Origin of the sequence: Hydrogenispora ethanolica (assembly GCF_004340685.1) — a bacterium.
In the GTDB taxonomy this organism is placed as follows: domain Bacteria; phylum Bacillota; class UBA4882; order UBA8346; family UBA8346; genus Hydrogenispora; species Hydrogenispora ethanolica.
Genome location: NZ_SLUN01000046.1, coordinates 21,448 through 41,852, shown reverse-complemented (window position 1 = coordinate 41,852; position 20,405 = coordinate 21,448). Strand labels below are relative to the sequence as shown.

The following is a 20,405-nucleotide window of genomic DNA, read 5'->3' as shown; positions in this document are numbered from 1 at the left end:
TCTTTTTGTGAATGAAAGAGCTCTTTTTCGGAAGAATGAGCTCTTTCAGTCGCTGAGCGAGCTCTTTTTGTGAATAAAAGAGTTCTTTTTGTGAAGTGTTCTATTCCTATCCTGAAAATAGAAACGAGCCCCCAAAAAATTCACCTTATTTTCTTATTTTTGATGGTGCCTTTTTAAGGCATGAGCGTCTGTGGATAAACGGGATCGTTGAATGGGGTTAATGAATTTTGGCTGTGGATAAGTTTGGAAAGTGCGGCTAAAACCGCGTAAAATCAGGGGGTAAAGATTGGATGGCTTTCACTCCGATGTCCGCGGGGCGATTCCTGCCCCGAATTTCGAGACCAAGGGGTGGGGTCGCGATGCCCCTGTGAATCTTTTCAAGAATTTAACTACTTCTTAAAAAAATTTTATTTTTGGGAAGGAATAATCTCCCTCGCCTCGAACTTACTTAACAACTTATCATAAGACTTATTATATTAATGATAATAAGTTTGCGAAAGGGGGTAACAAACCGAACCAAAGTTGGAGTATTTTTCTAAAATATGTAGGGAGGGAAAGTAATGAAGCAAAAACTGTTATTCATCATTGCCTTGGGTGTGTTCGTCCTCTTATCGGGTATTTCTTTGGCGGATTCCAACGTGACGACCTTGAACTTTTGGATGCCCGGGCAAGAACCCACGATTAAAGCGACCATGGAAAGCGTTCTTGCTAAATTTGAAAAAGAAAATCCGAATATTAAAGTCAATTACGCCCAGATCCCCTGGAATGAGTATCCTGTAAAATTAAATACCGCTTATAGCGGCGGAGTGGCCCCTGATGTGATGGGCGTGGGCTGGGGCCAATTTGGCCAGTTGGTCAGCCAGAATAGATTCTTGCCTTTCGATAAAAACTCCGCGAAATTGAATACCAAGGATTTTTATGATGTAGTACTTAAAGAAGGAAGCTATCGGGGCAGATTATATGGCTTGTTGCTTCCGGAGGTTCGGGTTTTTCTTTATCGCAAAGACTATTTTAAAGAGGCGGGCCTTGACCCCAACAAACCGCCTCGAAATTGGCAAGAACTACAAAAGTATGCCATAAAATTGACGAAGCGCAATGGAAGCCGGGTTGAGCGGGCTGGGTTGGATATTGCTACCCAGAACGGACACCAGATGTTTGCGACCATGTTATGGCAGTTAAATGGAGACTTGTGGGATGAAGACGGTCAACCGTTATTTAATAGCAAAGAAGGCGTTCAAGCACTCACCTATTTAGTCAACTTAAAAAACAAGTACAACACGATTATCCCCAGCGATATCCAGTCTTTGACCGGTCCGGTGTTCATGAACGGCTATGCGGCCATGGCTTATATGCAGACGCAAGCTTTGCCCGAACTTGAGAAAAAAGCCGGCGATAAGCTTGGCTATGCCCTGCCGATCAAGCAAAAATCCGACACCGCACTGGTCATGGGGACTTTCTTTACAGTATCCGCGTCGACCAAAAATAAGGAAGCAGCCACCAAATTGGCCGAGTTCCTTTATTCCGGAGACTCGCTGTGGGATATCTATCAGGGAATTAATTTTTTGCCGACCCGAAAATCGTTGGAAGACCGATTTGTCAAAGACAGTCCGGAAAAAAACAGAATCTTTATAACCGCGCTTCAAAATTCACGGGGATTCAACAAGAGTCCGGTTTTCTCCGAAGCCCAGAAAATTCTCAGTTTGTCGCTGGAACAAGCTTATTACGGCAAGAAAACGCCGAAGCAAGCTTTGGATGAGGCTGCCGCCAAAATTCGCGCTGCGCTGAAGAAATAACAAAGGAATCGGTAAAAGAATGGGTTGAGGCGGTTGAAGCCCTTCCCATTCTTTTATCGCAAGGAGATTAATTCATGAAAAATCGGCCCAAAAGATTCTTCAGAAAAAAGTTAAACAGTGAACGCATCGGCTTATTATTTATACTTCCCAATTATCTGATTTACACCGTATTTGTCTTAATTCCGGTTATCTGGACACTTTATCTGGGATTTACCGATTATAATCTCATGAGCGCCCCGAAATGGGTCGGGATACAGAACTATGTGCAAGCTTTCCAGGATGAAAATTTCACCACGGCGCTTATGAATACTTTTTTGTTTTCCATTTTTACCATTTTTCCGAGCATGGTGTTAGGATTGATTGCGGCAGTGTTGTTAAATAACAAGCTGCTGAAAGGGAAAGCGATTTTTCGGGCCTGTTATTATATGCCGAATATCATTTCCATGGTAGCTGCCTCCATGGTCTGGCTTTGGATCTATGATCCGGGTCATGGTTTGCTCAATAGTATCCTCATGGCAATGAAAATGGAGACGAAGGACTGGTTATTTGATCCCTTTTTAGCCATGCCTTCGGTCATTTTGGTGAATATCTGGAATGGTTTGGGCTATAACATGATTATTTACTTAGCCGGTTTACAGGGAATTCCGGAATATCTTTATGAAGCGGCGACGGTGGACGGCGCTTCAAAACTGCGGCAGTTTTTCACGATCACCATTCCGATGATCAAGCCGATTACCTTTTTCTTGTTTGTCATGGCGTGTATCAAATCCTTTCAAGTCTTCGATCAAGTGTTCATCATGACCAATGGCGGGCCGATCAATTCGACCACCACGATCGTGCATCAGATTTATCAAAATGCGTTTCAATATAACAAAATGGGTTACGCTTCTGCGATGGCGTTGGTTCTGCTGTTGATTACCACCACTATCACTTTGTTTAATTTTAAATATGGCAACCAGGAATCAGATATAATATGATTGACTTGGAGGGAAAAAATTGGGACATTCAAAAAAAAGACTGCTGTTCGGATACTTACTTTTAAGCGGCTTTGCTTTGATCATGATGCTGCCCTTTATTGGAATGGTCTTCACCGCTTTAAAAGCTTCAGATGAAATTTATTTGGCCAATTCGTTTTCTTTTTTCCCAAAGGCATGGAGAATAGCCAATTTCATCGAAGCGATGAACTTAGCGCCTTGGCACCGGTATTTTACGAATTCATTTTTTATAACCTTCGTCGTGGTGATCGGTAGTTTGTTTTTTAATTCCTTTGCCGGCTACAGCTTTGCACGGTTAAAATTCCCCGGACGAGATTTCTTATTTTTCTTTATTTTGATCGGCTTAATGGTGCCGCCCCAAGTCACGATCATCCCCCAGTTTCTCATTATGCGGGCGATGCCGTTTTTTGGCGGCAATAATTGGTTGGGTCAGGGCGGGACCGGCTGGCTGGACACTTATTATGCCTTAATTATCCCGGCGCTGTCCGGTTCCATTGGAATCTTTTTATGCCGTCAGTTTTATCTGGGATTTCCGAAGGCGCTGGATGAAGCGGCCAGAATTGACGGATGTTCGCCGTTTCGCGCTTATTTTATGATTTACATGCCAGCCAGCAAGCCCATTTATGCCAGCTTGGGAATCTTGAAAACCGTTGCAGTCTGGAATGACTTTTTTTATCCTTTGGTAATGACCAATAGTGAAAAGATGCGTACCGTCCAACTGGGACTCCAAGTTTATAGAAGTTCCGGTACGGTACAATGGGAGTACTTAATGGCGGCGACGACGATTGTAACCATCCCGGTGCTTATCGTTTTTCTCTGTTTCCAACGGTATTTTGTCCAAGGAATTATGACGAGCGGGATAAAATGATCCCATTACTGCGGCAATAAGTTGAATTAAATTCCTTAATTAACCATCATGGCCGGCTTTAGCGACATGATGCATATTCGAAATTTAATTCAACTTATATATTTTAAAAATAAACTTGAGGTAAAAAATGCAAGTTCCTATTTTTAGCGCCACTACCAATAAGAAAATATCCGAGAAATATATGTTTCAATTAATCCGCCGTTACGGGCCCATTTCCAAAGTGGATTTGAGTCAAATGACACAGGTCACTTTTGCGACGATATCGAGGATGGTAGAGGATTTTTTGAAATCAGGATTGATCGTTGCCAAAGAGATCGGAGGTTCTACGGGCGGGAGAAAGCCACAGTTGTATGCAATCAAGGATACGGCGTTTTATGCGGTCGGCGTTAAAATATCCCGTAAACGATTTGAAATGATCTTAATGAATCTGGACGGAATCATCGTCGATACGGTCTCATTTCCGCTCACAGCGGAATTTACTCCTGACGCCGTTGCCTTAAAAATCCGTGATGTAATTGAGGATTTTAAAGCCCGTAGGGAGATCGCCGGCAAATTGCTTGGTATCGGAATTGCTGCGATTGGGCCCCTCGATCGGAAGAGCGGAATCATTTTAAAACCGCATGATTTCCCGGTGAGCGGTTGGGTCAATGTGCCTCTGGCTGAATTGGTTAAAAAAGCGACCGGATTGCCGGTGTTTTTAGATAATAAGGCTCGTGCCGGGGTTTTGGGGGAAAGTTGGTACGGAAATGCCAAAAATCTCGATAATGTCGTTTACATTTATGCTGAACACGGAATTGGCTGTGGGCATATTATCAATGGCAATCTAGTCGGCGGAGTAAATGACATTACCGGATCGCTGGGGCACATGATTATCGATATTCATGGCAACCGGTGTGTTTGCGGGCACCGGGGATGTTTGGAAACGTATTCGTCCTCATACTCCATGGTCAATCAGGCAATCAGACTGGTTGAAGAAGGTCAAAAATCGCTAATTACCGATTATATTGACGGAGACTTGTCGAAACTTCAATTTAGTCATATCTGCCAAGCGGTCGCCGCAGGAGACACATTATGTGTAGAGCTTGTAACCAAAGCGGCTTGGGCATTGGGAGTCGCTTTGGCGAACTTTATCAATTTGATATTGCCGAACATGATTGTACTTGGTGGTGAAACCATTCTTCATTGTCCTACTTTTTATGAAGTTGCTGTAAACACTGCAATTGAAACAACTTATCCCAATCCTGCCCGGGATTTGCAGTTTGAAAGGGCTTCGTTAGGGGACCGGGCCGAGGTCATCGGCGCGGCGACCCAAGTTTTTAGCCATTATTTAGACAATTAAATTTGAGAACTTAAAAAAAGAAGATGAGGATGTTCTACTAATTTCAGTTTGATCTTTAAACGTCAAATGCCGCCTTATGAGGGTAAAAGGAGGGAAAACGATGAAATACGGTATTAGAAAAAGTTTAAGTATTCTTTTGTTTTTTATAATGGCAGCCTGTTTAACATTAGTGGCTGTAAATAATACTTATGCAGAACAAACAGCTACGGGTCACTCCGGAAAAATAATTACTGTAAAGCAGCATGGTTCCGCTGATTATCGGACGATCAGTGCAGCTGTTAATGCCGCGCGGCCGGGTGACACCATCATAGTCCATGAAGGCACCTATAGGGAAACCGTAACCTTTCCGAGGGGAGGCAACGATGAAACATCGCGGATAACCCTAAAGGCAGCGGATGGTGAGAATGTTATCGTGAAAGGCTCTGATGTTGCGACCGGATGGGAACCATACAGCGGCGATACATATAAATTGGTAAAGGCAAATTCATACTTTGGGGACTTCAATCCTTTTAATACCGTGTGGCCAACCAGACCTATCTCCTGCGGCAATGTGTATATCAATGATAGAGAATTGGCGCAGCAGACGAGCATTTCGAATGTACAAAATAATGCAAAAACTTGGTATGCCATCGTCGATGGCTCCAATACAACCGTATACGCAAACTTTAGCGGGCTGGATCCAAACAGGAATAGGGCGGAGATCCATGTCAGGAAACAGGTAATAAACGCAGCCTGGAACCAAGGTTATATTACGATTGATGGTTTGACTGTCATGCATGGCTGCGCTCCAAAGGGGCAAGGTTATTGGAAACCGGAAAGTGTCGCCACGATGTCTATTCCAATGGACGGTGCCATCGCCACCACCGGCGGCCATCATTGGATTATTCAGAATTGTACAGTGAAGAATAATCGTGGCGTAGCCATTGATTTCGGACTGGGCGCGCAACGAAAGGAAGCTGCTAATGGAGGGACGCCTGCCGTATATGGGTATCATAAAATTCTCAATAATGTTGTCAGGGATAATGGCACCAACGGCATAATGGCATATAAAGGCGCGTATACGGAGATAGCCGGGAATAAGCTGATCAATAATAATGCTTTGAATACAACTCTTCTTTCCGAAGCTTTTGTAAAGGATGTCGACGGAGGAGAAGGCATTTATATTCATCATAACTATTTCTACAGTAACCAGACATGGAAAACAATGCCTATATGGCTGGATTCCGAATGTAATAACTGTAGGGTGTCGGAGAATGTATTTGCTGGCCCCGGACTTAGTTATGTAATGTATGAAGCGAATCACGGCTATAATCTGATGGATAATAATGTATTTATCGGAGTGGGAATAAACATGTACGAAAGTAGTCATACCTACATGGTACATAACTTGTTCCTGGGCATAGGTAATAATAATAATTTTGTGAATCCGAAACGAATCACGGGGACTCCCGAAACAGCTGAAGGCTGGGACGGTGTTTGTCGTACGATGTCGCTTCATGTACCGGATACATTAACAAGTTTGGGCCGTTATGAAACACGATATCGGTTTAATAAGATGTTTAATAATATATTCTATACGAATGGCCCAATTGCTGAAGCCACCGAGCCGGCCGCTTATGAGCCAACTTGGTCCGTATATCAACCCAATGTTACGACTTTCGTTGGTACCTACATATGGGGCAATGAATGTGACTACAATGTTTACTATAACGGTGCGCAAAAAATAAATAATTATGCTTCCGCTCACAATTATACTCCCGATGCCCACAGCGCAGTGGTTTCCGGTAATACTTATACCTACTCAGCAGATGAGAACTCCTGTGAAATCACCATAAATATTGATCCGAATAACATACCCGCCAACCTAGGGGCACCCAAAATGACCGGCTTCTATCTTGGCCCTCATGAGCTTTACAAAACACTCGGATATGATGTCATAGCGCCAGATGTCATTACGGACTTTTTTGGGAACGAAAGAAAAGGCGGCGTCGTAGTAGGTCCATTCTCACAGCTGCATCCCGGAAGCAACCAATTCAAGTTATGGCCCATTGGCCGCTAGTTAGTGTAAGGGATAATTCACACGTGCATCATGTAGTCAAAAGTCGAAGTTGAAAATCAAGAGAGAACGGAGGACATTCTCTGATTTGACCCCGGATGAAATAGACTAAAGTTTATATTAAAAAAGGAGTATTTTTATGAAAGCCATTATGATTATGTTCGATTCGTTAAATCGGCATATGTTGCCGCCCTACGGGTGCGAATGGATTCATGCCCCGAATTTTAAAAGATTGGCGGAACATACCGTAACGTTCGACAATTGTTATATTGGAAGCATGCCCTGCATGCCGGCGCGCCGGGAATTGCATACGGGCCGCTATAATTTTCTCCACCGGAGTTGGGGGCCGCTCGAACCATTTGACGATTCCATGCCGGAAATTTTAAAACAAAATGGCGTCTATACCCATTTGGTCAGCGATCATGGACACTATTGGGAGGACGGGGGCGGTACATACCACACGCGTTATAGTTCCTGGGAAATCTCCCGGGGACAAGAAGGGGATCCTTGGAAAGGCGAAGTCAAAGACCCCAATATTGAAAACGCTATCGGGGGACAGAAACGCCTGTGGCGGCAGGACTGGATTAATCGGCAATATATGCAGCGGGAGGAGGATCAACCCCAAGCGAAAACCTTTAACCTGGCGATGGAGTTTATCCAGAAGAACCATACCGAAGACAACTGGTTTTTGCAAATTGAGACCTTCGATCCTCACGAACCATTCTTTACGCAGCAAAAATACAAAGACCTCTATCCTCACGATTATCGGGGACCGCACTTTGATTGGCCGGATTACAAGCGGGTTACCGAGACTCCGGATCAAGTGGAACATGTTCGCTTTGAATACGCTGCTCTGGTCAGCATGTGTGATCATTATTTGGGCAAGGTTCTGGATTTAATGGATCAGTACGATATGTGGAAGGACACGATGCTGATTGTCAATACCGACCACGGATATTTACTGGCGGAACACGAGTGGTGGGCCAAGTGCATTCAGCCATTTTACAACGAGGTTGCTCACCAGCCCTTATTTATCTGGGATCCGCGGAGCGCCAAGCGGGGAGTCAGAAACTCCTGCATCGTTCAGACCATTGACCTAGCTCCGACATTGGTACAATTCTTTGGGCTTGATATACCAACCGATATGCAAGGAAAGCCACTGAAAGATGTGATTGCGTTCAACCGGCCCATTCGGGAAGCGGCGCTTTTCGGGTTGCACGGAGCCCATGTCAATGTTACGGATGGCAGATATGTCTATATGCGCGGCCCAGCCCGGCCCGAAAATGGACCCGTATACGATTATACGCTCATGCCGACCCATATGCGCAAGCGGTTCAGCGTCGAAGAGATGCTTACCGCGGAATTCGCCGGCCCATTCTCATTTACCAAAGGATGCCGGGTGCTGAAGATAAAGTCCTTCCCCTGGGAAGACCGTAATTACCACCAGTTTGGGACATTGCTGTTTGATCTGGAGCAGGATCCACAGCAGGAGCAACCATTGCATGACCCGGTTGTAGAGGAACGGATGATCCGGCTGATGGTCCGGCTAATGAAAGAAAATGACGCCCCTGCGGAACAGTATGAACGGCTGGGACTCAGTTTAGAAACACCGTCGCTTCATTAGCGATAGACGCGACAGAAAAATTGGGATGCGTTACCTACGCTATTGCGAGACTTGAGGAGAGTACAACACTGCCTCAGGCGTGTTTTTGCACGCATGAATCGAAAAAAACTCGCGTTGTGGGAGAAAAGGGAGGGATGTTCCCCCCTTTTTTGGTTCTGCCAAGATGGTTTGGGGGTGCGACGTGAGGCCCCGCGCCTCCGGCGATTTTTGCCCGCGGGATCTGGGACCTTTGCCTATCCGGCGCATACAATGGTTCTGACAATACAGCATTTTGCGAAAGCGTTAAGGGGTTTGGAGCGAAAAACGCGAACGCTTCACCGCACTTTTCGCGAACAAAGCCGTTTACGCTTTATCAAAATGCTATATCGGGACGGAGGGTGAAGGTGGGATACTATATTTGCGTCGAGACCGGGGTCAATATTTATGTGGAGGACATCAACCGCGAGGGCCGGCGGACGATTCTGTTCGTGCACGGCTGGCCGGCCAATCACCGGATGTTTGAGTACCAGTTCGCGGCGCTCGGCCGGCAGGGGTACCGTTGCATCGGGTTGGACACGAGGGGCTTCGGCAATTCGGATAAGCCGGCGCACGGCTACTCCTACGACCGGATGGCCGATGATATCCGCGCCGTGGTGGAGGCGTTGCAATTACAGGATATCACCTTGGGCGGCCATTCCACCGGAGGCGGGGTGGCCATTCGGTACATGGCGCGCCATAACGGTTACGGCGTGGCGAAACTGGCGCTGTTTGCCGCCGCCGCCCCGAGCTTGATCCAGCGCCCCTATTTTCCCTACGGACTGCAGCGGCAGGCAGTCGAGCAGATCATCGCGGCCACCCACAACGATCGCCCGCAAATGCTGCGGGACTTCGGGAACATGTTCTTTTTCCAGCATGTCACGGAAGCTTTAGCGGACTGGTTCTTTCAGATGGGGCTGCAGGCCGCCAACTGGGCGACCGCGGCGGTGGCGGAGAGTTGGCTCGACGAGGAGGAACTGTTTACGGACCTCGGCAAGATCAACGTTCCGACCCTGATTTTGCACGGCATCCATGACCGGGTCTGCCGTTTCCCGTTGGCCGAGGCGCAACACCAGGGGATCGCCGGTTCCCGGCTGGTGCCGTTCGAAGAGAGCGGGCATGGGCTCTTTTACGATCAGCGCGATAAGTTCAACGAGGAATTGGCGCGCTTCGTCGCGGAATAAGCGGACTTCTCGCCGGCTTACGGAAGATACCCCGCGAGACTGCGCGGGGTCATGGCGGCAATGAAGATCGCTCTTCAGTCATTCCAGATCGATCTTCGGTCGCGCCGGATTGATTTTGGGTGATTCAAGATCGATCTTTAGGAACCGAAGATCGATCTTTTGTGATTCCAGATCGATCTTCGGTAACTCAAGATCGATCTTTTATGATTCCAGATCGATCTTTTGTGATTCCAGATCGATCTTCGGTAACTCAAGATCGATCTTTTATGATTCCAGATCGATCTTTTGTTATTGCAGATCGATCTTCAGTCGCTCAAGATCGATCTTTTGTGATTCCAGATCGATCTTCAGTCGCTCAAGATCGATCTTGAGTCATTCGGGAACAATCATCGGGAGGAAAATTTTGCCCATGGGTTGAGGCGGCATGCCGCGCGTTGGATCCGGCTCTCCCGGCGAGGGGTTTGAGCGATCCGGCGGCTAGAGGATGAAGGCGCCCAGCACGCCCGCAAAGACGGTCAGGAGGATCGGATCCATCTTCCACTTCTGGGTGGCCAGGATCGTCAGGCCGCAGATGGCCAGGGCGGGCAGGTTGAGGAAATGGAGCGGATTGCGGAAAAAAGCCAAGCTGAGCTTATTCGTAAAGATCGAGGTGTTGGCGAAGAACAATACGGCCGAGGCGATCAGCCCGACGGTCGCCGGCCGGATCCCGGCCAGAACAGCCTGGACGGCCTGGCTGGTTTTGAAACGGTTCAGGAAGGCGGAGACGATCACGATCAGAATCAGCGAGGGCAGGGCCACGCCGACGGTGGCGAAGACCGCCCCCCAGAAACCGGCGGTCTTCTCTCCGACATAGGTGGCGGCGTTGACCGCCACCGGCCCCGGCGTCATCTGCGAAAGGGCCACGATGTCCGAGAACTCCCGCGGCGGCATGAAGCCGAACTGCTCAATCTCCTGGTAGATCATGGGCAACATGGCGTAGCCGCCGCCGAAACTGAACAGCCCCACCTTAAAGAAGACATAGAAGAGTAAGAGACATTTGCCCAGCATCATTTGGCCCTCCGCTGATAGACATGGATGAAGTAGCCCGCCGCCCCGCCAAAGACGACGGCCCACATGGCGTAGACATTGAAAATGGCAATGCCGGCAAAGGAGATGAGGGCGATCCAGAGGCCGGCGCGGTTTTTGATGGCCGATTTGCCGAGCTTGAAGGCTGCCAGGAGGATCAACCCCGCCGAAGCGGCCCGGATTCCGGTGAAGATCTTGGCGACCACCGGCTCCTCCTTCACCCGGTAGAGGACGGCGATCACCAGCAGGATGGAGAGAAAGGCCGGCAGGATGACGCCGCAGGCCGCCGCGATGGCGCCCGGGATCCCGGCGCGTTTTTTGCCGATGAATATGCCGGAGTTGATGGCGATGACGCCCGGGATCGACTGGGAGATGGCGAAGACGTCCAAGATCTCGGACTCGCTGATCCAGCCGCGTTTATCCACCACTTCTTTTTGGATCAGGGGCAACATCGCCAGCCCGCCCCCGAAGGTGAAACAGCCCACTTTAAAGAAGACCCACAACAAATTCCATAACTCTAGCCAGCTTTTTCGATTGAACATGAGCCACTGTTTCCTCACGGATTTATTGTGTCCATTATAGACTCCCAATGGCAAAAGTGTCAAAAGAAAATCGCCGATTTGGAGGCGGGCATGAAGAAGACTTTGGCGGGCTAGAAAGACGAGCGTTGTTTCAAAAAAAATGTCATTGGCTCGCTTTTGAAAGGGGGGCGAAAAATTTTCATTTTGAACATAAAAAAGCTTTAAATATCACAGATTAAACCGGCAAGCGTGTTATTTTTTTGTTAAAGGGCTTTCGATCGTATATAAAATGCGCTATGATAGGAAGGGTAATATTTTGGGGATGTTATGTAAACACGACATACCATTTCCATATTTTTCAAATATTTATCCTATCGGTTCATTTATATTTAAGGAGGAAGACATATGGCTAGAAAAGTTACCATTGATGGCAACACCGCCGCATCCCATGTAGCGTACGCCTTTAGCGATGTTGCCGCCATCTATCCGATCACTCCGTCCTCTCCCATGGCGGAAGTGGCGGATGACTGGCAAGCCCACGGTCGCAAGAACTTATTCGGACAGACGGTGCGGATTGCCGAAATGCAGTCCGAGGCCGGCGCTGCCGGAGCGGTTCACGGTTCGTTGGCCGCCGGAGCGTTCACCTCCACCTTTACCGCTTCCCAAGGCTTATTATTAATGATTCCCAACATGTACAAGATCGCCGGCGAATTGTTGCCGAGCGTCTTTCATGTATCGGCCCGGGCGCTCGCCACGCATGCGCTGTCGATCTTCGGCGACCATTCCGATATCAACGCGACCCGTCAGACCGGTTTTGCGCTGTTGGCTTCGGCTTCGGTCCAGGAGGTCATGGATCTGGCGCTCGTCGCCCATCTGGCCACGCTGGAATCGCGCGTGCCCTTCCTGCATTTCTTCGACGGTTTCCGGACCTCCCACGAAGTGCAGAAGATCGAAGAGATCGCTTATGAAGATATGGCCAAACTGGTCGACTGGAAGGCAGTCGCCGACTTCCGCAAACGGGCCCTCAATCCGGAGCATCCGCACCAACGCGGCACCGCGCAGAACCCGGACATCTACTTCCAGGGCAGAGAGGCTTCGAATAAGTTCTATGAGGCAGTTCCCGGAATCGTCGCCCGGATCATGGAGCAAGTCAGCAGCCTGACCGGACGTTCCTATAAACCCTTCGATTATGTCGGCGCCTCCGATGCCGAACGCGTCATCATCGCGATGGGCTCCGGTTGCGACACCATCGAGGAGACCGTGAATTACTTGAACGGCAAAGGCGAAAAGGTCGGCTTGATCAAAGTCCGTCTCTACCGTCCGTTCTCCGCCGAGCATTTCCTGGCCGTGTTGCCGAAGACCGTCAAGCAGATCGCCGTGCTCGACCGGACCAAAGAACCCGGCTCCATCGGCGAACCGCTGTACCAGGATGTTTGCACCGTCTTCATGCAGAAAAAAGCGACTCCGGTCATCGTCGGCGGCCGTTACGGGTTGGGTTCCAAAGAGTTCACCCCGTCGATGGTCAAGGCGATTTACGATAACCTGTCCCTGGCGGAACCGAAGAACCACTTCACCGTGGGCATCGTCGACGATGTCACCTTCAGCTCGCTGGATGTGAAAGAATTCATCGATGCCGCGCCGCACGGCGTGCACCGCTGTAAGTTCTTCGGACTCGGTTCCGACGGCACCGTCGGCGCCAACAAGAACTCGATCAAGATCATCGGCGACAACACCGATATGTACGCCCAGGGCTACTTCGTATACGACTCCAAGAAATCGGGCGGCGTCACCATTTCCCACTTGCGGTTCGGCAAGACCCCGATCCAATCGCCGTACCTGATCGACCAGGCGGACTTCATCGCTTGCCACAATCCGTCCTATGTCACCCGTTATGATATTTTGGACGGCATCAAAGAGGGCGGCTACTTCCTGCTGAACTCCCCGTGGAGCGCGGCGGAGATGGACGAGAAGCTGCCGGCGGCTTTGAAACAACAGATCGCCAAAAAGAAAGTGAAATTCTACAACCTCGACGCCGTCAAAATCGCGGCCGAGGTCGGCATGGGCGGCCGGATCAACACCATCATGCAGGTCGGCTTCTTCAAGCTCGCCAACGTGATTCCGGTGGACCAAGCCATCGAATATATCAAATACGCCATTAAGAAGAGCTACGGCAAGAAAGGCGACAAGATCGTCAACATGAACATCGCCGCCGTGGATCGCGCGCTGGAAGCGCTGGAAGAGATCAAGTATCCGGCCGATTGGGCCACCGCCACCACCGGCGCAGTGCTCGAAGAGGTCGAGGTTCCGGAGCATTTCAAAAACGTCATCCATCCCATTCTGCACCTCGACGGCGACAAGCTGCCGGTCAGCGCCTTCACGCCCGACGGCACCGTTCCGGTGGGCACCACTCAATATGAGAAGCGCGGCATCGCCATCAAAGTGCCGGTGTGGACTCCGGATACCTGTATCCAATGTAACCAATGCTCGTTCGTCTGCCCGCACGCCGCGATCCGGCCGTATCTGATCAAGTCCGAGGCTTTGAAGGACGCTCCGGAAGGCTTCAAGACCAAGGTGGCCACCGGCAAGGAATTCGCCGGCTATGAGTTCCGGATGCAAGTATCGCCTCTGGACTGCACCGGCTGCGGCAACTGCGTCGATATCTGCCCGGCCAAGGAGAAACCGCTGGTCATGACCACGTTGGAAGATGTGGCTCAGGCCGAAGGCGAGTTTTACGGATTTTCGTCGGCGCAACCCGTCCCGGATATCAGCATCAATGCCGATACCGTCAAGGGCAGCCAGTTCAAACAGCCGCTGTTCGAATTCTCCGGCGCTTGCGCAGGTTGCGGCGAGACCCCGTATGTGAAGCTGATCACCCAATTGTACGGCGACCGGATGGTGATTGCCAACGCGACCGGTTGTTCCTCGATCTATGGCGGCAGCGCCCCGACCAACCCGTACACCACCAATGAGAAGGGCTACGGGCCGGCCTGGGCCAACTCCCTGTTCGAAGACAACGCGGAGTTTGGTTACGGCATGACCTTGGCCTACAACCAACGCCGCAACAAACTGGCGGACCTGGTCAAACAAGCCATCGAGCTCGGCGTCTCCGGCGACCTGAAAGCGACCTTCGACGAATGGTTGGCCGGCAAGGACGATGCCACGGTCTCCCGGGCTACCGGCGACAAACTGAAAGGCATCATCGACGGCGAGGCTGCCAAAGCCGCCGGCGAATTGAAAGAAGTTTTGAACCAGATCGCCGCCATGAAAGACCTGTATATTAAGAAATCCGTCTGGGTCATCGGCGGCGACGGCTGGGCCTATGATATCGGTTACGGCGGGTTGGACCATGTATTGGCTACCGGCGAGGACATCAACGTCCTGGTCCTGGATACCGAGGTCTACTCCAATACCGGCGGTCAGTCTTCCAAGTCGACCCCGACCGGCGCGATCGCCAAGTTCGCCGCCGCCGGCAAGACCGTCAAGAAGAAAGACCTCGGCCTGATGGCCATGTCCTACGGCTATGTTTACGTGGCCTCCGTTTCGATGGGCGCCAACAAGAACCAGCTGATGAAGGCGGTTCTCGAAGCCGAGAAATACAAAGGGCCGTCGCTGATCATCGCCTACGCGCCCTGCATCAACCATGGCATCAACATGGGCAAGAGCCAGAACGAAGGGAAACTGGCGGTCGAATCCGGTTACTGGCCGTTATACCGGTACAATCCGGAGCAAGCGCTCGAAGGCAAGAATCCGTTCGTGCTCGAGTCCAAAGACCCGACCTACAGCTTCCAAGACTTCATCCGGAGCGAGGTCCGTTACGCCACCTTGAAGAAGCAATTCCCCGATGTGGCCGAGGGTCTGTATGAACGGGCCGAGAAGGACGCCAAAGCCCGTTACGAGATGTATAAACGGTTGGCCCAATAAGACGGCCAATCAACTTGGCAATAAAGTGAACAAGGCTGAGATTCTCAGCCTTGTTTTTTTAAAGTACGGAAGCGCGGATGGGGATCCGGGATTACGTCCGATCCTTCAGCGGGAGCGCCCTGGGGATGCCGGGGCTCAATTCGTGATAGAGAACGGCCATACCGGCCGCACCGACCGGCATGGTCAGGATGATCGGGATGAAGCAGAGGGCCGCGCCGAGCCAGGAAAGGATCGAGATGGCCAGGCCAAACAGCCATAGCGGCAGGAGCTGCCGGCCCAAGCAGTCCAGGCTCAATCGCAACGCGGACAGCGGATCGGTCTTGCGGTCGACCACCAGTCCGATGGCAAGCGCGTAGATCCCGTACCCCGCCGGTCCCAGCACCAGGACCAACAGCCAGCCGATGGCCGGGATATGGCTGAGCGCCAGTCCGACGACCCAAAGCAGCAGGCTGATGATGAGAGTCGGCACGAATTGGTCGAAATGAGCGAAGATCTCTTTGAATTCCGGTTTTTCGTTGCGCAGCAATTTTAAGCCCAAAACCAATAGACCGCCACAGAGCGGTCCGGCCAAGATCCCGAAAGTAAGGCAGGACAGGAGGCCGACCACCAGGGTCGCCGCCAGCAGAATGCCGAAGTTTTGCAAGTAAAGGTCGATGCTTTGCCGGATGCCTTTTCCGAAATCCATCGCTCTCACTCCTCCGATTCATTTTTTGGTGTAAAATATGCAATCCGGGGGTTGGGCAGACTAAAGGGCAAGCTGTCGCCAAAAAAAATCAGCCGCCTTTGATTGTCGAAGGCGGCTGAGCGCAATTTGTCTCGTAAAACGGTTATTGCTGTTCGGCCCATGAACGGAAGCGGCCGATGATCGATTCGGCGACCGCTTCCGGAGTCTGGTGCGTGGTATCGATGATGAGGTGGTAATTGGCGGGATTGGTGCAATCGATGCCGTATTTCTGGAGGTAGCGCTGTTTTTCACTCTGATGGCGCTCCAGGATCTTTTGCATCGCTTCGTCGACCGAGGCATACTCTTCGGCATCGCCGCGACGGCGGTCATTGAAGATGCGGCTGGCGGCGGCTCTGGGGTCGACCGTCAGATGGACCTTGAAGGAATGGGGCACAAAATGCCAGCCGAGCCGGGAATCGAAGATGATCTGCTCCTCGGCCTTGCCCATCTTGGCCATGGCTTCGTCCATCTCTTCATCCAGCGGATGGGTCTCGGAGTACTGATTCAACTCTAAAATGGTCATCCCGCGGTCCTCGGCCAATTTGCGCCAGGCTTCGCCCATCGAAAAGATGCGAAATCCGGGCAGTTTCTCGAGGAGTAGCTTACAAACCGTGCTTTTGCCGCTTCCGAGATCTCCGGAGACGGCAATCTTGAAATTTGCGTCCGTCATCTTTGCTCCTGAAATGTTGTTGAATTTTAGCGCCCGAGAGGCTCGTGGCCATCCGGGATGCTCCCCGGTCCGGGTTTATTACAATTTTACTAAGAGATGATCCAAATGGCAAGAATTTATATTGGGATCGGCTCCGGCCTTCGAAAGCCGGATGGCGCGCCGGGCCGGCAGAGAATAGAATTCGCACTGCCCCCGCAATTTAATCATTCTCCGCCAAACGCATCGAATATTGACAGCCACCGGGAATTGAGCTATTTTTAAGGGGTACAAAATAGCGGCCAAGCGATTTCGCCGGAGGATTTGCCAATTTTGGGCCGATAATTTATAATATAGAAATTGAAATAAAGTTCAGTTATCCTTTTCCATCCTTGGCGGTGGAGCGCGGATCAGTGAAAACGGGATAGATCCCTGGAATATAAAGGAGTGGCTACGATGCTCGATATCAAACTGGTAAGGACCGATCCGGAAAGAGTCCGGGCCGGCATGGCGAAACGCGGCGCCAATGTGCCGCTGGATGAGTTCCTGCGCCTGGATGAGGAACGCCGCAAAGGCCTGGCCGAGGTGGAACAGTTAAAGAACCGCCGCAATGTCGTCTCCAAGGAGGTCGGGAAGTTAAAGGCACAGGGCCAGGACGCCTCGGCCATCATCAAGGAGATGCAAGAGGTGGGCGAGCGGATCGGGCGGTTGGATCAGGAGATCCGGGAGATCGAGGAGCGGCTGCAGCAGATCCTCCTGGTCATCCCCAATATCCCCCACGAATCGGTGCCGGTGGGCAGGGACGAGACCCAAAACCCGGTGATCCGGACCTGGGGCGAACCGCGCCAGTTTGATTTCGAACCCAAGACCCATGACGAGGTCGGGGTGAGTTTGGGCATGATGGACTTTGAGCGGGCGGCCAAGATCAGCGGCGCCCGGTTTGTGGTGATGCGCCGCTGGGGCGCCCGCCTGGAACGGGCCCTGGTCAACCTGATGCTGGATCTGCATACCCGCGAGCACGGCTACACCGAGATCTTCCCGCCGTTTCTGGTCAACCGGGCCTCGATGATCGGCACCGGCCAGCTGCCCAAGTTTGAAGAGGATATGTTCAAATGCACGCCGGGCGATTTCTATCTGATCCCCACCGCCGAGGTGCCTGTGACCAACCTGCACCGCGACGAGATCCTCGAGGCCGAGGCCCTGCCGATCAAGTACGCGGCCTATACCGCTTGTTTCCGGGCCGAAGCCGGCTCCGCCGGCCGGGACACCAAGGGGATCATCCGGCAGCACCAATTCAACAAAGTGGAACTGGTCAAATTCACCAAGCCGGAAGAGTCTTACGCCGAACATGAGAAGTTGGTCCGGGACGCGGAAGCGGTCCTGCAGACCTTGGGCCTGCCCTACCGGGTGGTGCTGCTCTGCAGCGGCGACCAGGGCTTCTCGGCCGCCAAATGTTACGATCTGGAGGTCTGGCTGCCCAGCTTCAACATGTACCGGGAGATCTCCAGCTGCAGTAATTTCGAGGACTTCCAGGCCCGCCGGGCCAACATCCGTTACCGGCCGGCCGCCGGGGCCAAGCCCGAATTCGTGCACACCCTGAACGGCTCGGGCGTGGCGGTGGGACGGACCGTCGCCGCGATCCTGGAGAATTATCAGAATGCCGACGGCAGCGTCACGGTTCCCGAGGCGCTCCGGCCCTACCTGGGAACGGAGCGGATCACCGCCGGGTAAGTTTTTTACAATTCGCAAATTGAAAAAGCCCTTTCGTCGCGACGAAAGGGCTTTTTGGCGTCAGCGTCGGGGCTGGCGGGGGATGCGGATGATTCCCAGGCCGTCGCGGGAGGCGATGGGGGTTTGAAACTCCGCCGAATACCCCCGGAGGTCCCGCAAGACCCGTTCGGCGTCGGCCCCGCGCCGCAGCCGGGTTTGGAAAGCCACCTCGTAGTTGTTGACATTGACCGGATAGAGCCTGGCCGCGACCGGGCCGGACCGGTCAAAATCGACCGCCAGAATGACGCTGTCGACCGTCCGCCGCGAATAGGTTGAAAAGAGGAAATTACCCAGGCTGTAGGCGATCAGCCCGCCGCGATAGACTTCGAATCCTTGCAATACATGGGGATGATGCCCGAGCACCAGCGACGCCCCGGCATCGATGCACAGCCGGGCGAATTCTTTTTGATACGGCGCGGGCATGGTCTCCAATTCCTTGCCCCAGTGGAACGAAACGATGACCAAATCCGCCTGGGCTTTGGCCTTCCGGATGTCGGCCGCCAGGATCGCCCGGTTGGCGTGGGCGGTCCCGGGACGGTCCCCCTGGGCCCAAAACTCCTCGGGGAAAGTTTGGGAATAGGCGAGAAAGGCGAAACGGGTCCCGTCGGGAGCGGTACAGAACGCCGGCTTGCGGGCGGCGGCCTCGTTCATGCCCGCTCCGGTGTGGGCGATGCCCGCCCGGTTCAGGGTGAAGAGGGTATCTTCCAGCGCCGGGAGGCCGAAATCCATGATATGATTATTGGCCAGCGTGACCAGGTCAAAACCGGCCGCGGTCAAGCTGGCGACGGTCCGGGGATCGGCGCGCAGCAGCCATTTTTTGGGGACGTACACCGCGCCGCGGTCCGAGAAGGGCACTTCTAGGTTGCCCACCAGGATGGTTGCCGACCGCAGCAGTTCCCGGGTATCGACCCAGGGGTAGGAAGGGTTGGAGATCAGTTTATCGGCGATGGTGGCGAAGTTGAGATCGCCCACGGCCATCAGCGTATGGACCGTTGCGGCCGGCCGAAGGGTCGCGCTTTGCCGCCCCGGCTCCGGACCCGCCGGGGCATCGGCAGCGCCGTAGCTGCCGCTCAGGCAGAGCAGCGCCAGGCAGAGCAGTCCGAACCGCAGCAGCTTCTTTCCTTTCATTTCATCACCTGTCTTCAGCATGATACCGCTCTGAACCTCATTCCTTGAACGGTTTCTTCCGCCTTTACTATGTCATATCCGGACCTGGCTGTCAAGTTCTGGAAAACTTTACCGCCGGTCCGGCTTGAGCCCCGCTGATTCTCGCCGGTTGCAATCCCCAATGTTCCGCCGGGCCGGAGCGAAGTGCCTGAGCCGTTCAAGGAGTTACTGGAGTGACCGAAGGAAGTGCGTGGTTCACTCAGGAGTTACCGGAGTGACCAAAGGAAGTGGGGGGAGTCACGTAAGGAGTTATTGGAGCGACTGAAGGAAGTGTATGAGTCATCCAACGAGTCGCCGGAGCGGTCGAAGGAAGTACTTGCTCCCTGTAAACAGTTGCCTGGCAGACCAAAAGACTCGCCAGACTGCCAGGGAACGGAGTCGTGGTGGGCGGTGTTGAATGTTGTAAGACATTAGGATAAAATTAACAATTTATAACAATTATTGTAAGATTAATAATTTTTAAACAAAGATCAAAAATATAGCAAGCAATTTACATAAAGCTAGGGAATATGTTAAAATAACCCTAAGAAAATAATGGAATCGTCAGAATTCATAGCTGGCGGAAGCCGGTTGGGTGAATGCTATAGCCGCTAAACGGCAATTTGGAATCGTTTCCCGCCGCAACCGCGATGGACGCCGTTGCGCGTTGACGGCGGAAGGATTCCGGTTATTTGAATTGGCTTGCGCTGAAACTGTGGCTGGGATCGTGGCAGTCTA

At 51.8% G+C, this 20,405-nt stretch carries 14 protein-coding genes; 9 read left to right on the top strand and 5 right to left on the bottom strand.

From position 1 onward, the window contains the following. Positions 1 to 560 precede the first annotated feature (560 nt). From EDC14_RS23785 to EDC14_RS23755, 7 genes are all read left to right on the top strand, one after another. Positions 561 to 1,793 carry an ABC transporter substrate-binding protein gene (locus tag EDC14_RS23785; protein ID WP_132017141.1) on the top strand — a complete coding sequence of 411 codons (1,233 nt, stop codon included), beginning with the start codon at positions 561 to 563 and terminating at the stop codon, positions 1,791 to 1,793. A gap of 74 nt (positions 1,794 to 1,867) precedes the next feature. Beyond that, positions 1,868 to 2,770 carry a carbohydrate ABC transporter permease gene (locus EDC14_RS23780; RefSeq protein ID WP_132017139.1) on the top strand — a complete coding sequence of 301 codons (903 nt, stop codon included), beginning with the start codon at positions 1,868 to 1,870 and terminating at the stop codon, positions 2,768 to 2,770. Positions 2,771 to 2,852: 82 nt separating this feature from the next. Next, positions 2,853 to 3,656, top strand: a complete 804-nt coding sequence (locus EDC14_RS23775; RefSeq protein WP_132017145.1) for a carbohydrate ABC transporter permease — start codon at positions 2,853 to 2,855, stop codon at positions 3,654 to 3,656. A gap of 127 nt (positions 3,657 to 3,783) precedes the next feature. Then, the gene (locus tag EDC14_RS23770; protein ID WP_132017137.1) at positions 3,784 to 4,995 is read left to right on the top strand and encodes an ROK family protein; all 1,212 of its coding nucleotides are present in this window, start codon (positions 3,784 to 3,786) and stop codon (positions 4,993 to 4,995) included. A gap of 100 nt (positions 4,996 to 5,095) precedes the next feature. Then, positions 5,096 to 7,054, top strand: coding sequence for a right-handed parallel beta-helix repeat-containing protein (locus tag EDC14_RS23765; protein WP_165908274.1), 1,959 nt, complete (start codon positions 5,096 to 5,098; stop codon positions 7,052 to 7,054). A gap of 136 nt (positions 7,055 to 7,190) precedes the next feature. Then, a complete protein-coding gene (locus tag EDC14_RS23760) occupies positions 7,191 to 8,675 on the top strand; it encodes a sulfatase (RefSeq protein ID WP_132017133.1) in 1,485 nt (494 codons plus the stop codon). A 383-nt stretch (positions 8,676 to 9,058) separates the two neighbouring features. After that, positions 9,059 to 9,874 (top strand): alpha/beta fold hydrolase, encoded by an 816-nt coding sequence (locus EDC14_RS23755; RefSeq protein ID WP_132017131.1) that lies wholly within the window; start codon positions 9,059 to 9,061, stop codon positions 9,872 to 9,874. Between the two features lie 477 nt (positions 9,875 to 10,351). On the opposite strand, the gene EDC14_RS23750 is transcribed toward EDC14_RS23755, so the two are convergent. Continuing rightward, the gene (locus EDC14_RS23750; protein ID WP_132017129.1) at positions 10,352 to 10,921 is read right to left on the bottom strand and encodes a chromate transporter; all 570 of its coding nucleotides are present in this window, start codon (positions 10,919 to 10,921) and stop codon (positions 10,352 to 10,354) included. Next, positions 10,921 to 11,481: a chromate transporter gene (locus EDC14_RS23745; protein ID WP_132017127.1), complete on the bottom strand. Its 561-nt coding sequence runs from the start codon at positions 11,479 to 11,481 to the stop codon at positions 10,921 to 10,923. Before EDC14_RS23745 ends, EDC14_RS23750 begins: the two co-directional genes overlap by 1 nt. 384 nt (positions 11,482 to 11,865) lie before the next feature. On the opposite strand from EDC14_RS23745, the gene nifJ reads away from it, so the two are divergent. Next, the gene (gene nifJ / locus EDC14_RS23740) at positions 11,866 to 15,381 is read left to right on the top strand and encodes a pyruvate:ferredoxin (flavodoxin) oxidoreductase (protein WP_132017125.1); all 3,516 of its coding nucleotides are present in this window, start codon (positions 11,866 to 11,868) and stop codon (positions 15,379 to 15,381) included. A gap of 91 nt (positions 15,382 to 15,472) precedes the next feature. Here the strand turns inward: nifJ and EDC14_RS23735 are convergent, their stop codons facing one another. Beyond that, positions 15,473 to 16,066: a hypothetical protein gene (locus tag EDC14_RS23735; protein WP_132017123.1), complete on the bottom strand. Its 594-nt coding sequence runs from the start codon at positions 16,064 to 16,066 to the stop codon at positions 15,473 to 15,475. A gap of 142 nt (positions 16,067 to 16,208) precedes the next feature. Continuing rightward, positions 16,209 to 16,775, bottom strand: a complete 567-nt coding sequence (locus tag EDC14_RS23730; RefSeq protein ID WP_132017121.1) for an AAA family ATPase — start codon at positions 16,773 to 16,775, stop codon at positions 16,209 to 16,211. Between the two features lie 432 nt (positions 16,776 to 17,207). Between EDC14_RS23730 and serS the strand changes: the two genes are divergently transcribed. After that, a complete protein-coding gene (gene serS / locus EDC14_RS23725) occupies positions 17,208 to 18,482 on the top strand; it encodes a serine--tRNA ligase (RefSeq protein WP_132017119.1) in 1,275 nt (424 codons plus the stop codon). A 60-nt stretch (positions 18,483 to 18,542) separates the two neighbouring features. Here the strand turns inward: serS and EDC14_RS23720 are convergent, their stop codons facing one another. Further along, positions 18,543 to 19,649: a CapA family protein gene (locus EDC14_RS23720; protein WP_165908273.1), complete on the bottom strand. Its 1,107-nt coding sequence runs from the start codon at positions 19,647 to 19,649 to the stop codon at positions 18,543 to 18,545. Positions 19,650 to 20,405: the final 756 nt, after the last annotated feature.